Origin of the sequence: Vibrio sp. 10N.286.48.C11 (assembly GCF_041469805.1) — a bacterium.
Lineage (GTDB): Bacteria > Pseudomonadota > Gammaproteobacteria > Enterobacterales > Vibrionaceae > Vibrio > Vibrio crassostreae_C.
This window is the reverse complement of record NZ_JBFRLK010000113.1, coordinates 1-14,218: the sequence shown is the minus strand read 5'-3', so window position 1 is coordinate 14,218 and position 14,218 is coordinate 1. Positions and strand designations below refer to the sequence as shown.

Genomic DNA, 14,218 nt, shown 5'->3' with positions numbered 1-14,218 from the left:
CAATCACCGAAATACGCAATTTATATCTCAAGTTGAAAGCCCGTACTGATGTTCAAGTCATATCACCAACAAGAAAGATTGCCAGCGAGGTTAACCAACTTTGTCAGGCAATAGCGAACCCTTATGGAAAAAAACTTTTGATCATATCTCCCGAAGGGCTAGTTGAAGATATTGGACTCAGGTTGGGTGACCCAATCATCTTTACAAGAAATAACTATGAGATTGACATACAGAATGGGACTTTAGGCAAGATTATTGAACTCCACGATAAGGAGAATAAAAGTGTCTTGGCTAGGGCGAAAATTGATACAGGGCGAATCGTTGAGATCACGATGGAGATCTTGGATCATATGGAACTCGCGTATGCTATCACATTGCACAAAGCACAAGGAAGTCAATTCCCAACAGTAATCGCACCCATCATAGATCACCGACTCATAGATAAGTCGTGGGTATACACAGCTAACACAAGAGCGTCTGAAAGTATGTATTGGCTGGGCAGTGAACAGGCATTCGCCAAGGCAATAACGTCTCCGACAAAAGTAAGTAGGAGAAAGGTATGTCTGGCTGAGTTACTACGGGAGTCTGCATTAGTAGGTTGAAAAGCATGTTTGGATGCATTGGCAACAATGACGATGCTAATACGAGTAGCATCGTAGATGAAATTGTTAGCCTAATGGTCGAACAAAGTACGTTGTTTGGCGTTCAGAATTCACCCCGCTGCTTTTTCAGGTAGTTCTTAAAATCTTCTGGGAGTTCATCTTTTGCTTTTAGTTGCTCTAAAGCCTCTTCCTTCTCAATATTTTTTATCGCTTTTGTTTTCAGATGGATCGTTAAGATTTGAATTGCCTGATCGGTTGAATAGAGCGAAATTGAAGCGATAAAACATAATGAGAAAAGACTAATTACGAAACAAACACCAGAGTATGTGTGGACAGTAGTTAGTGGAAGAAGTGTCACTGAAACGGAACTCAGAAACGCAATGAAGTAGACAAACCAAAGCATCCAGATTCTACGGTTAAACTCAGTAGAGTGTGCTGTGATCTTTGACATATCTTTTGAACGCAAACCTTGTATGGAAGTAAGCGCGTCAGATTTACCTTTGATGTGAGTGGATACACCTATCATTGGCAATAATAGAGCATTTAAAAGATAGAGCTTTCCTTTAAGCACAACTGCTCCCTCCACGCCCAAAATGAATAGAGACAAAAACAGAACGGTCACACTTGCAGTAAGGGCAACAACGACCCTCATTTTACTCAGCATCCAACTCCTCTACTGAAATTTGCTCGATCAGCCATTCACGAACTTTAGGGTAAAGGTCTTGAGCGTCCATAACTCCACCTACATAACGAAGATTTAGTCGTTTATGTAGAACCAAATCACGACCAACTAAGCGCCCAACCTTACCGTAATCTATTGAAATATCGTCGGGATGAGCATGTCTCATAGCTGTCGATACACTGTTGATTATAGACTGTGACTGTTTTGATGCTTTACGCTTATATGAGATTTCTAGAGATACATTGATGCTAGACCCGTTTACTGCATCTTCAGAAAGAACCTCGTCAGTAATGCCATATGATCTAAGCTTTTCCATATCGCCAAAAGCGTTGAGTAGCCAGTTTAAGCCAAGGCCTTTAGGTTGTAATGATATTTTCTTAGCGTCAAACTTGTGATCTTCACTATATGTTTCTTGTAAATCACTAACGGGTTGATTATTAACCGAATCGACCAAAGGTGCGCCTATCTTAAGAACTTTAGTATCTGAAGCTTCGAGCTTCTTCTGCGCTTTTTCAGGGATTTTCGTCGTTAGGAGCACATAAGACTCTTTATCAATTACTTCCGCTTCGTGAAGTAGCCAATTGATATGACGTTCAAGCTCAGATGTTCTTAGAACAGCCGATTGAATGATAGCAAGGTGATTTTTGAAAATACCAAAGTAAAGAATAGAATCTAAAAATTCTCTGCGCTGGCCCTTTTTGCTTTCAGGTGGTGCGATTGATTCTACTTCTAGATGTTCAGCATTATCATCAATCGTAACAATAGATTTATTAGTGCCATCAGAGTAGCGCATCAAATCGCCAAAAACGATGTTCCAACTGATAGCTTTATTGTTGATAAAAAGACGAGACTTCTTGTAGTCATCTTCTTCTGGATCATGTGTGTCTTCATTAATAATTTGATAGCGATTTTTTACTAATGAAAGACTCGCTAAAGCTTTGTTTACAAGGTCTGCAAGGGTAAAGTCACCCTCATAGTTTTTTAACTCAGCATAGCGATAATGCAGAGTTTTGTTTTTATGTTCGATGTTCGGTTCTTGAACAGCAGTCTTTTTCTTTCCCATAACAGAACGTAAATCAGATAGTTAGATTTTTCTATGATGATGTGTAACAACTTCAATTGCAATCAGATTCGTATCGTTCGTTGATCTAAGATGCCTTTTATTCATCTAGTTAGCTTCCACGATTCACCGTAAAAGTGTCAGATCGTGTATGAGTTAGTAAAGGATAGGTAAGTGTTGCGATGTGCTATGAGTCAATCGGTAGAAACGGCACTTTCCACCATTTTTAGTGTTTTCAATTCTGGAAATTTCATCGTAGTAATTGCACCTTAAGTGATTTTCTTATTTGTTCAATGCCGCTAGCCCCCGTGAGCATTATATCTATTGGTCTAGAGCCATCTAAGCGAGCGTTATACCTTGTTACCCACTCATAACGAAGTGGGTGGTTTGGGTACAATAACCTCAGCATGGCATATATCTGTAGTAGAGATGCTTTAGCAGACTTATCTACATTGACTATATCCAGCAGAATAGACTGTTGACTGTCATCTAGCCCCCAGAGGCCAAACAACCGTAGAACCATTTTGTGTATGTCAGTCATTTTTCGAGCCTCAAGTGTGCATTTATTCCATTAACTTACCATGGCATTCCTAGGGATAGGATGTGTTCTGCTACCTGTCGTGCTCGCTCTGGGTGTTGTTCGATGTATGCGAGCGGTGTCAAACCATCAAAGGGCGAATTGTTATTTTTCCTACCCATAAAACCCTGTTGATTTGACGGGTTGTTGAATGCCATTAACAGGGACTCATGTATGTGCTCCAGTAAAGCATCATCAACACGTGACGTAATTGTGATCGCCTGTACCTCAGTTGCGCCCCATGTCGCCAATAGTTGCAGTGCTCTATCCATGTCTCATACCCTTTGATTTAGCTATATAGGAAAATTCTTCCCAAATTGGGGCGTATTTAGCTATATAGGAAAGTTTTACATCGTCTGAGTTTCTTTCCTATTAAACCAGTAGCTCGGAATTATCACTCATTCAAATACAACTCCGCCATGCCATCGAGCTTACTTTTCACTTCTTTCCAATGCGGCATAACACTAGTCAGCAAGCGCCAGAACTTCTCACTGTGGTTGTGCTCGGCGATGTGACAAAGCTCGTGCAGAATAACGTAGTCAATGCATTCTTTAGAAGCTTTAATGAGGTGTGGGTTTAGCATCAGGTTGCCTTTAGCCGAGCAGCTTCCCCATTGTTTACTCATGGGAAGAACACGAAAACTAGGGATACCATCAACCCATGTAGCTTGCGGCAGCAATTCAGATAGACGTTCATGGAAAATACGCTCCGCACGTACCTTGTACCAGTTGCGCACTAATGCTCGAACCATGGCCGTTTTGTCATCGTTAAACCGAGTTAAGGTGACCTGTAATTTACCGCGAGTCATTTTTACTGCTGGTAGTGCTTCGGCATCTTCCACGATCTTTAATACGTAACGACGACCAAGGTAGAACTGCATCTCACCGCTTACATAGTGCTTAGGCTGAACGTATTCCAAGTGACTGCGGAAGTCTTTCAATGCATCGTAAATCCACGAAGCACGCTTCATCACAGCTTGATGAATGTCATTACGCTCTGCATCTTCTGGGGCAGTAATCACCACTTCACAATTAGGGTGAACCTTGATGGTGATTTTGCGTTTCTTACCGTCTAAATGAGGCTTGCGGACGACTGAATAGCACAAAGCTTCGTCGCCATAGATAAAGCTGTATTCTTCTTTGTTGCCTTCACTAGAGCTTACCGACGTCATTAATGATGCCCTGACACGCCAAGGCGGGTAATTTTTATAACATCAGTGATAATAGCTTGGGCCTTATCCATACCAATCGCTTTGAACAACACAGGGATTAACTTACGTCGGATCTGATTTTCTATTTCTTGAGGATTAATTGAAAACTCAGCAACAGCGGCGGTCACGATCTCATCGATTTGCAACGCATAGTTAAAGCACTCATCTTCTGACAAAACATGCTCCCCTAAGTGATGAGGGAATAGACCATAGAATGCCTGTACGTGTCGTTTTATTTTAGGATCGAGTTCTGAGAAGCGATCCGTCGGCATGCCTTTCACATCGCGTTCTTTTACCTGCTCTTCAAAATCAGCAAATAGCAGATATTGCTTTACAGGCGCATCGAACATCTCTTTTGCCTGCTGAATCGCTTGCTTAAGTAGTTTCGAGAAATACTCTTGAGCATACGGGTCATCAGCAAGGTCTTGTTCGATCATTTTAGTGACACGACCTGTGATCTTATCTTTTTGGTTGCGAGCTTCATCGTCGGTGAGTTGCTCAGGCTTAACATCCTTACCCATATTCCCAACTAGGTAAGCGCCTTTTGATTCTTCAATTTCAACACCTGCAATATGCTTGTCCAACATAGTGCGGATGTTTTCAGCATACTCATCGTAATCGATGGTCTCTTCAGCATCTTCACGAACTTGCTTGCGCAGTTCAGCCATGGACTTGATCGTTTTTTTATAGAGGTCGCGCTTATCGTCAAAGCTCTTATCTTCAAAGTAAGTTGCGGATTGCAGTGCCACTTTTAAGCAATTTGAAAAAGCCGTTAGTGCGGAGTAAAAGTCATCACGTTTCTTCTGGTTGGTATCGGTAAGCTGTCCATCAATGGTATCAATTTTCGGAGCGAGCACTTGACGCAGTGCTGGGCCATCTTGTTTGTTGGGTACTTCAGCAAAAATCGCCCACAACTCACTGTATAAACCGGGAAGTTTTTTGTATTCCGTATCCATACGATTGTAGAGACCTTTTAAATCTTCAATATCAAAGCCACCTTGGGTACGCTCGGCAAGATCTTGATAGTCGGCAATAGTGGCATCCAATTCTTTCAAAATGCCACGATAATCGATGAGATAACCGAACTCTTTCTTCTGATGCAGACGGTTTACCCGAGCTATGGCTTGGATCAGGTTGTGTTGCTTCAATGGCTTATCGATGTAAAGCACGGTGTTCTTTGGCTCATCAAAGCCTGTCAATAGCTTATCAACCACGATCATGATGTCTGGGCCGTCATCCTTACCGAACTCTTCGATAATATGTTTGGTGTAAGCTTTTTCATCTTGACCAAAATCAGAGCTGAGGACATTCTCTTTCCACCAATTCTGAACGATATCCGTGCTTTCCCCATCAACTGTATCGTGCCCCTCACGCGTATCAGGTGAAGACATAGCAACAACTGACGTTACCTTGCCTATTTTATCGAGAAGCTTCTTATATTGGATTGCAGAGGCTTTAGAGTCACAAGCAAGCTGACCTTTTAAGCCCTGACGCTTAAAGTTTTGGAAATGATCCGAAATATCATGAGCAATAAGCTCGATTCGCCCCTCGGTTTGATAGATCTGACCTTTCTGAGCGAACTTCCTCTTCAAGTCGGTGCGCTGTTTTTCGGTGAGCTTATCGGTGATTCGATCAAACCACGCATCTAACGCTTTATCGTTGGTGCTCAGATCTGGTACGCGCTCTTCATATAAGAGTGGCGTGACTGTTTTGTCTTCCACAGCTTGCTGCATTGTGTAGGAGTGGATGATTTTGCCAAATTTACTTTCAGTCTTGTCGTCTTGTAACAGCGGTGTACCTGTAAATCCGATATATGCGGCTTTCGGTAGAGCTTGCTGCATACGAATATTGTTCTCACCGTTTTGGCTGCGGTGACCTTCATCGACTAGCACAATCATATCTGGGCTGTCGTTATAGCACTCTTCCAACTCAATCGCTGTACCAAACTTATTGATAATGGAGAAGATAATACGCTCATTACCTTTACCGATTTGCTCGGCAAGACGTCGCCCTGTTGTTGCCATTGAGGCTTTACGATCTTTTTCTGATAGCGCACCACCAGAGGCAAAGGTACTCGCTAGTTGGTCCTCTAAATCAACACGGTCGGTTACGACCACAACTCGGCATTTAGCCAGTTCTTTAATCCATATGAGTGCCTTCGATAAGAACACCATGGTAAACGACTTACCTGAACCTGTGGTATGCCATATTACACCGCCATTACGTGCGCCTTTCTCATCAAAAGAGGTGACACGTTCAATCAAGGCTTTGATGCCAAACACTTGCTGATAACGGGCAACTATTTTTCCTGCTTTTTTATCAAACAAGGTAAAGAGCTGAGTCATTTCCAATAGTCGGTCATGACGCAGTAGTGAAACCAATAAGCGGTCTTGGTCTGTCACCACTAAGTTACCTCCAGCGACTAAAGACAGGTATTCGTCACGTACTTTAGCTGGGCGATGACCAAAAATTCTATCTAGGCTGGTTTGCTCAAGAGGTTTGTTCTTTAAGCGCTCAAAAGTGGCTTCGGTGATCTCTTCTTCTTTCCACTTTGCCCAGAACTTACTTGGCGTACCGCACGTTCCGTATAAGCCCTCGTGACCATTGACCGCCAGTAATAGTTGGCTATAAGCAAACAGATGAGGGATCTCATCGACCTTTTGATTGCGAATGTTTTGAGAAATACCCTCAGCGACGGTCGGCTTACCTCCGTGAGACGAATCAGGGCGTTTAGCTTCAATCACGACCCAAGGCAGGCCATTTACAAAGCAAACAATGTCTGGAATGCGGTTGGCAGTACCATGCGCATTTTCAACGACAAGTTCTTCAGTAAAGTGAAATTGGTTATTGTTAGGCGTTTGCCAGTCAATTACATTGATGGTTGGGTTGGCTTTCTTGCCATCAACAAACTCGGTCACACCAATGCCGTAGGTGAGTGCGTTATAGAGTTTTTCATTCGCTGCTTTCAGCCCTTCATTCATCGCAGGGTTCGCTAACTCGTGGACAATCTTGTCGATCGCCGCTTCCGATAGCTGACGATTTTTCCCCATGAATGAGTAGGTTTTGTGTTTCAGCACATCACGTAAAACGTCAGGCAAAATAACCGTTGATAGGTTGCCACGCTTAATCACACATTCACTCGGTGGAATGAATTGATAGGCAAGGTTATTTAACAAGGTTAACGCTGGGATCTTGGCGCTTTGCTCTTCACGGAAGTTGGGTAAATTAACTTTATCCATTCTTGTTCCCTTTCGTTGCCATGCTCATCATTTCAGCCATAGGCATTTTAGGCCCCTGTTCTTGACTCAAAAGCCCAGTCTCAGACCGACTAAATAGTGCTTGCAAAACAATATCGCGAGATTCTTTATCTATCTCCGACTCATGAGTTAACGATAGGTACAAGTAGGTTAGCTGTTCTCGCTCTTCGGCATCTCTCATTAAGTGAAAAGAACTAAATGTTACTTTAGCTAAGACCCGAACTATAAAAGTAAATACTGCGGCAATAGAGCCAAAGAGTATCGCACCTTGAAGTGTATTCAGTTTGAGCTTCAACTCTTGAGCAGTTAACCAACCCTTGAAAAAGTCGATACCAACCATAAGAGCTATAATACAAATTACGCCTAGTAAAATTGCAGCAATAAACCCTTGAGTACGATATTTTTCTGCCGCAGTTTTCCAATACTCGGCTGGTTTTTTTAGACGTAACTTCTCTTCGTAAGTTTTCTCTAACTCAGAGATAGTTTCTCCCCAAGTATGTAGGTGGTCATCAAATGATTTGTTTTGCTTGCGAATCGTTCTAGCATTTAACTTTTTGTTGACTCGATGTAGTTTTATTGAACATGCTTTTGTTTCAGACTCCCACTTTTGAAAGTCAGTTTTTAGTTCCGACACCTCAGAAAATAACTCATTTTTTGAGTCAGCAAAAGCATTGCGTAGATGTCCAAGTGAGACCTTTTCACCATTTCTTCTTCTAGTTATATCTGAGGCTTGATTTAAAAATTCATAGCCTAGTAAAGCTCCATTAAATGCATCAATGTTGTTTTGGTTCATTGTGACCTTGTTTCTTATAACAAGGTCAAGAAAGGCTTTAGCTACATTAGGGTTATGCTCAAGAAAACACTGAACATAAGGTTGAACGCTTGGATTACCACTCCACAGCCAATTTTGTTGGAGTTGTACGAACACATTTTGTCGAAGATTGTTCAAGTTTTGTTGAAGAGCATTGTCATCTAGTTGGTCAAGTTGATCTAACCAGCCTTCAATATTTGTAGTCAGGTTATTTAAGTAACTGAATGAATTAACAGTAGCATCGTTAACCCTGTGTTTCGCTTTAATTGTTTCCGAGTGTGCTTTCCATAAATCTCGTTCTTTTTGAGCGAAGTCATAGAGGGATCGTAGTTTAGTAAACTCTTTACGGTCTCCAGAGATGTCAGTGAGAGTAATCTTAATATTTCGATCTGGGATCATACGATATTACTCCACATTTACTCGACGCTTACCCGTCAACAACTGTTGCATCAATGCCTTTTTTTCTTGCTTAAAGTGAGCAAGCTGGATTTCAAACACTTCGGTTTCTTTGTCGGCAGCAGAGAGGACTGAAGCTATTCTTTGTTGTTCTTCCAAACTAGGGATGCAAACAAGTGTGTTTCTAAGGTCGGTTACACTGATATTCAATTGAGCTGCTCCAGCCGCCTTATCTAAGATGCCTTTTTGAACCTTTGCCGATAAATACAAATATGTAATAAACATTTGATCTTGATAATTCTTTGCTCTTATTCGGCCAACTCGTTGATTCAAATAACAAGGTAAGTCTTTCTCTTTGACTCTGCCATAATTTGTTAGGCTTCCTGACATCCCAAAAACAAAATCAGATTCTTCCAAGAGGAATCTTCCAAGCCCTTGCGTTTCTGACTTACTAACCCTCGCAGCGTCACTTATATCGAGTCCCCCCTCCTTAAAGTCACTCATTCGAATGATAGGCACAGAATCTTGCTGGTTATCTGTAAACGTAGTGCTCTTAAATGCAAAACCACTATCAATAAAGGCGATATCATCAAGTTGGCTTTGTTCCCACTTCCTCTCGAACACTTTACCCGTTTCAGGATTAACCGAACGCTTCTTACCCATCAAAAGCTGCTGCATCAGGGCTTTTTTCTGCTGCTTGCTGGTTTCAACCAACTTCTCAGTGGTAGCAATCGCTTTGTCCCATGTTGAGAGGATTTTGGCGATTTTGCGTTGTTCTGGAAGTGGGGGTAACAGAATCGGAATAGAGCGAATTGTAGGTAAATTTAATCCTGCTTTTGCCCCCGAATCATTCAAACGATTGATTTTATGTCTCATTGCACGTGATGACAGTAAATAAGCAACATACTTAGAGTCAGCATTCTTTTCTTTGATTCTAACTAGAGCTGTATGTTGGTTAATGTAAGCCTCCCCTAGTTCAGGTGGAACCCATCCTATCTTTCCTAATTCCGCAGTTATTGATATTAACAAATCGCCAGCTTTGAGAGATGTTCGCTTACCATCTGATGAATTACTATGTACATCTACATATTTCAAATCGCCTAACTTTAGATAAATTCCATCTCTAGGTAAGTTAGTCATTCGAATAAATTTACTGCCTGAATCAGAATAGTATTGTGCCCAATCACGAGAGCCGCTTGTGACAGTTTCTGATATTTGGTTTAAGCGTATTGATTTCCAACCATTAGGCACCATAACCTAGCTCCTCTATGTAGCTTGCCATCTGGATTTCAAGGTCAGCCAGTTCATATTGCAGCGCCAAACGTTCAGCACGAACAGCGACTAGGTCGATTTCCTCTTCTTCCTCAAAGGTATCCACATAACGAGGAATATTCAGGTTGTAGTCGTTCTCGGCAATCTCTTCTAGCGAGGCTAGGTATGAGTATTTATCGGTGGTTTCACGCGCCTTGTAGGTATCAACAATCTTTTGAATGTTCTCTGGCGTAAGTTGGTTTTGGTTCTTACCAGACTTGAACTCACGAGAAGCATCAATAAATAGTACCTTGTTGTCGTCTTTCTGCTTTTTGAACAGTAGAATCGCGGCTGGAATACTAGTACCAAAGAATAATTTTTCAGGGAGACCAATAACAGTATCTAGCAGGTTTTCATCGATGAGTTGCTTACGGATTTTACCTTCAGATGAAGCGCGGAATAGTACGCCATGAGGTACAACCACCCCCATACGGCCAGTCTGAGGTTTCAAAGTTTCAATCATGTGCGAGATAAACGCGTAATCACCTTTAGTCTTAGGTGGAATACCACGACGGAAGCGGCCAAAGTGATCGTTACCAGCATCTTCAAAGCCCCATTTGTCTAGAGAGAACGGTGGGTTTGCTGTTACTACATCAAAATGCAATAGGCCGCCTTCTTTATCCTGAAGCTTAGGGTTACGAATGGTGTCGCCCCATTCAATGCGGTGGTTATCTTCACCGTGCAGGAACATGTTCATCTTCGCCAGTGACCAAGTAGAGCCTATCGCTTCTTGACCAAACAGAGCGTACTGCTTAGAGCCTGCAAAGTTGTTTTGAACTTGTTTACCACACTTCATCAATAGTGAGCCTGAACCACATGCAGGGTCGCAAATTGTGTCGCCTTGTTGCGGTTCTAGGATGACCGAAAGTAGATCAGAAACCTCTGGTGGGGTATAGAACTCACCCGCCGATTTACCGCTACCCGCAGCGAAATGTTTAATCAGGTATTCGTAAGCGTTGCCAATCACATCTAATGTGCCAACGCGGCTTGGGCGAAGGTTAAGCGCTTCTTTACCAAAGTCTTCCAGTAGGTGACGCAGGATGTCGTTCTTCTGCTTTTCATCACCGAGTTTGTCTGTGTTAAAACTGATGTCTTGGAAGACGTTCTTTAACTTAGTACCGTTAGCTTCTTCAATCGCATGCAAGGCTTGGTCGATACGTGAGCCATTACCTGCCTCATGGCGAGCTTCATATAAGTCCCAGAACGTTGAACCTGTTGGGATCTTGAAAGACTGAGTTTCCATCATTGCCGCGATCAATTCAGGCTCGTCACCATACTCTTTCGCCAGCTCATCCACTTTATCTTGATGCACATCAGAAATGTATTTAAGGAACAGCATGGTCAAGATGAAGTCTTTGTAGATAGATGGATCTACGGTGCCTCGGAAAGTATCGCAGGCAGCCCAAACGGCTTTGTTAATGTCATCTTGGTTGATTGGTGTGTGTGGCATAGTAATACTGACTCAAAAGTGCGCTAGTGATAATTGCCGAGATTTTAACACGAAATGTGTTGAAAATGATTGATATGTGTTGTGCTGCCTAGAAAAGTTAAATCACTAAGGGGAAAGCCTTTTCTTCCCCTTAGTGCTACAGCTTATCTAATCTGGATATTACTTTGTCTTTGAATGATACGCGGCGTTTTTCCCTTTGGTACGCAAGGAACGGTAAACGGTTCGTTGATGTTACCCGAAGCTGGCAAAGGGATATTGTTTCCATCCTCATCTTTCTTGTATCGTGCAACACGTCGAACGCTGATTTTATTGCCTGCGATTGAAATGCCTAGGTGCATATTCCAACCCTTAAATATGGCTGCTAGTTTGCACAACAGTGCATAGGATGTTGACTCATGCACCAGTGATTGTAGGTAGTTTCGAACTTGGTATTCAACATCCTCTTCAGACTCTAGGCCAATGGATGAGATCACTCTAGTTAGGTAGGTTTCTGGTGTTAGAGGCAGCTCTTTCATTTTTAGCTCTACCAATTGCTTTTTTATCAAATAATGCGCGAACGCATAAATAGCCTCAGAGGCTTGGCTTTCTAATCTGTGCCGTTTTACCACTTCACTTACAAATGCGACAGAAAGAGCCAGCTCACTATTTTGTTCTACAAACGCGAGAATCTGTGCTGGAGCGAATGACGTGCCTTGTGTACCTCTAAATGAAAATGGATTTATTGTTTCTTCGAAGGCTTTTGCGAGCATTGCTACACGCGATAATACCGAAGGGCTAACCTCAACCCCCGCCATTTCGAGAACTTGAGAGCGAGTTCGATTGTTACCTACATCAATGTGTGCGAATGAGAGATCATCCGTTACACCATAGGTGACTGGAGCAATAAATCCGGATTGGGATTCGCATGATGCCTCTAGTCGATGGTGTCCATTTAAGATCTCACCATCGCTAGATATGATGATGGGTTCTCCGGTCAGACACCATTGTTTGTTTTTCATCATCTCAGCATAAGCTTTTACTCTGGTTCTGCTGATTGTTCTATTTTTATGGTCTGGATTAATCGCCCCTCGTCTAGAGTGTTGGAGCATATCGCGAGCTAACTCTGGACTTATATAGATATCAACGTGTTTTAGGCCAGTTCTTACGGTTTTGATCCCAGAGTAATATTTCGCTTTCTCTTGGAATATTTCTGCAACTAACTTTGGCGGCAGGACTGTACTTGAATCGCCAATTAGGTGGCGGGAGCTTGCGAGATAAGTAGTTGGGTTTTGAGTTTCACCAAAGCGATCAAATAGTGTATCGATAATTGATGCTTCGATATGTTCATCTGAGATTTCATCTTGTTTAATGTTAGCGGTTTTAGTTGTCATGGGGCAATCCTCACAATGACGTGTGGCAATATAGTGCTCAGTGGCAAAAATTGGTTTAACATTGAACTTTAATTATTGATCCGACAACCATGTCGGATCAAGTTTTGATTTTATTTTAGAGTGGAATTGTCAGTTAAACAGGTCAAAGCATTTGAATCATATAGAGAATAAAATTAGTGGAATGTTGATCTCCACTGAAGGGCGAACGCACAAGACGCTCATCACCACTATGCCTATGGTTGAGTTAGCGAACTATTTTTCTACAAATAGGTTATTGCCCAGTCTTAATTGGGTTTCTGATGTTGCTGTAAACGCAAAAAATGCGGAGAGAGTGCAAGCCATTCAATCCCAACTTGAAGCGGTTGTTAATGAAAATGCGATAAGCGCACCGCTAGTATTAACGTTTGCAGTTGTTGGTAAGCCCCGTTTCGAGCGAGCCTCCCATCAACGCATGAACTTATTCTATAGCCCAACTAACACATGTGTAGTTGGTAACCCATTGGGGTTGGTTGCTACTTGTAAGTTGCTGGGACAAAAATCATTTTTATTTAGCTCAAGACTAAGTGTTAAGGAAGCCAATCAGCGCAGTGAGTTTCGACAGAGACTCGCAATGGAGCATGTTGAGGTTCGATTGATCTTCGATGACGAAAATGGCTTTAATGAACATCAGGTCGTTGAGTTATTTAAACAGAATCGTATTTTTGATGCACCGATCAATCTTCCGCATATCAGCGAAAGTGAAGTTTTGCTGTCAGAGGATCAGTTCCCCCTAAAACGTCAGGTCGAGCAGCTAATTCAGCAAACAAGCCTCGATTCTTTTGGTGGTGTTAGTTTTGATTCTAGGCATGTGAAAAAGTCGGATACTCATATCACTACCCAGTACATTTTGTTTAAGTTACTTGTTGGTGCAGTGGCGGGCATTGGTACTCAGGAGTACAGCAAAATGTCGAAGGATTTGACGCTACCAAATGGTGAACAACTTTCTTCAGTTCTTTCTGATTATTGTGTTAATCAAGTCGCCATTTTTCTGAGAGCGTGGCTAGAGCCACTGAAAAGTACATTTGTTGATGACCGTTCAGGATATCACCTGTCCCCACAGATTTGGCAAGCTATTGGATTGACGTTTCATCACCTTAACCAAGACGGTGTTTCCAATGACGACTTGATGGCCGCAGGTAATGTACTAGGTCAATTGGATTACGGTAAGTCAGCTAGACACTGGGAAGACTGCTCTGTCATGGATTTGGATGCAAAGGGGCGTATTTACAAAAATGCTGCTAGCTCAACTCGACTGTTTAGAGCTGGGTTGACTGAGTATTTTGTAGAGGCTGTGGGTAGTGGTGGACTTCGCTAAGAAGGAACATCTAACTAAGGTTGCGACTGATTGAATGCTACCAGCTATGACTTAACTCTATAAAGATAAGTGTGAATAATTATGCAAACCTATATTATTCATATTTTTGAATAATATTTCATTGTGCGCCGAGCATGG

General features: G+C 42.2%; 11 protein-coding genes. 2 read left to right on the top strand and 9 right to left on the bottom strand.

Annotation, left to right across the window (positions count from 1 at the left end; all coding sequences use genetic code 11):
• Window positions 1-602 (top strand): ATP-dependent RecD-like DNA helicase (locus AB4209_RS21130; protein ID WP_372057247.1); only part of this gene is annotated, 602 nt, incomplete at its 5' end.
• A 103-nt stretch (window positions 603-705) separates the two neighbouring features.
• Here the strand turns inward: AB4209_RS21130 and AB4209_RS21125 are convergent.
• The 9 genes from AB4209_RS21125 to AB4209_RS21085 form a co-directional block, all read right to left on the bottom strand.
• Complete coding sequence (locus tag AB4209_RS21125) at window positions 706-1,266, bottom strand: hypothetical protein (protein ID WP_372057245.1); 561 nt, start codon at window positions 1,264-1,266, stop codon at window positions 706-708.
• On the bottom strand, window positions 1,256-2,347 hold the full coding sequence (locus AB4209_RS21120; RefSeq protein WP_372057243.1) for a hypothetical protein: 1,092 nt from the start codon (window positions 2,345-2,347) through the stop codon (window positions 1,256-1,258). The genes AB4209_RS21125 and AB4209_RS21120 overlap by 11 nt, the downstream gene beginning before the upstream one ends.
• 573 nt (window positions 2,348-2,920) lie before the next feature.
• On the bottom strand, window positions 2,921-3,193 hold the full coding sequence (locus AB4209_RS21115) for a hypothetical protein (protein ID WP_372057241.1): 273 nt from the start codon (window positions 3,191-3,193) through the stop codon (window positions 2,921-2,923).
• Window positions 3,194-3,315: 122 nt separating this feature from the next.
• The gene (locus AB4209_RS21110) at window positions 3,316-4,092 is read right to left on the bottom strand and encodes a M48 family metallopeptidase (protein ID WP_102420996.1); all 777 of its coding nucleotides are present in this window, start codon (window positions 4,090-4,092) and stop codon (window positions 3,316-3,318) included.
• Window positions 4,092-7,370 (bottom strand): type I restriction endonuclease subunit R, encoded by a 3,279-nt coding sequence (locus AB4209_RS21105; RefSeq protein ID WP_372057239.1) that lies wholly within the window; start codon window positions 7,368-7,370, stop codon window positions 4,092-4,094. Before AB4209_RS21105 ends, AB4209_RS21110 begins: the two co-directional genes overlap by 1 nt.
• Window positions 7,363-8,598, bottom strand: a complete 1,236-nt coding sequence (locus tag AB4209_RS21100) for a DUF6161 domain-containing protein (RefSeq protein WP_372057237.1) — start codon at window positions 8,596-8,598, stop codon at window positions 7,363-7,365. Before AB4209_RS21100 ends, AB4209_RS21105 begins: the two co-directional genes overlap by 8 nt.
• A gap of 6 nt (window positions 8,599-8,604) precedes the next feature.
• Window positions 8,605-9,849, bottom strand: coding sequence for a restriction endonuclease subunit S (locus AB4209_RS21095; protein ID WP_372057235.1), 1,245 nt, complete (start codon window positions 9,847-9,849; stop codon window positions 8,605-8,607).
• Window positions 9,839-11,356, bottom strand: a complete 1,518-nt coding sequence (locus tag AB4209_RS21090) for a type I restriction-modification system subunit M (protein ID WP_372057233.1) — start codon at window positions 11,354-11,356, stop codon at window positions 9,839-9,841. The genes AB4209_RS21095 and AB4209_RS21090 overlap by 11 nt, the downstream gene beginning before the upstream one ends.
• A 143-nt stretch (window positions 11,357-11,499) precedes the next feature.
• On the bottom strand, window positions 11,500-12,726 hold the full coding sequence (locus AB4209_RS21085; protein WP_372057231.1) for a chromosome partitioning protein ParB: 1,227 nt from the start codon (window positions 12,724-12,726) through the stop codon (window positions 11,500-11,502).
• 229 nt (window positions 12,727-12,955) lie between these two features.
• Here AB4209_RS21085 and AB4209_RS21080 point away from each other — a divergent pair, with 229 nt between their 5' ends.
• Complete coding sequence (locus tag AB4209_RS21080) at window positions 12,956-14,080, top strand: hypothetical protein (RefSeq protein ID WP_372057249.1); 1,125 nt, start codon at window positions 12,956-12,958, stop codon at window positions 14,078-14,080.
• Window positions 14,081-14,218: the final 138 nt, after the last annotated feature.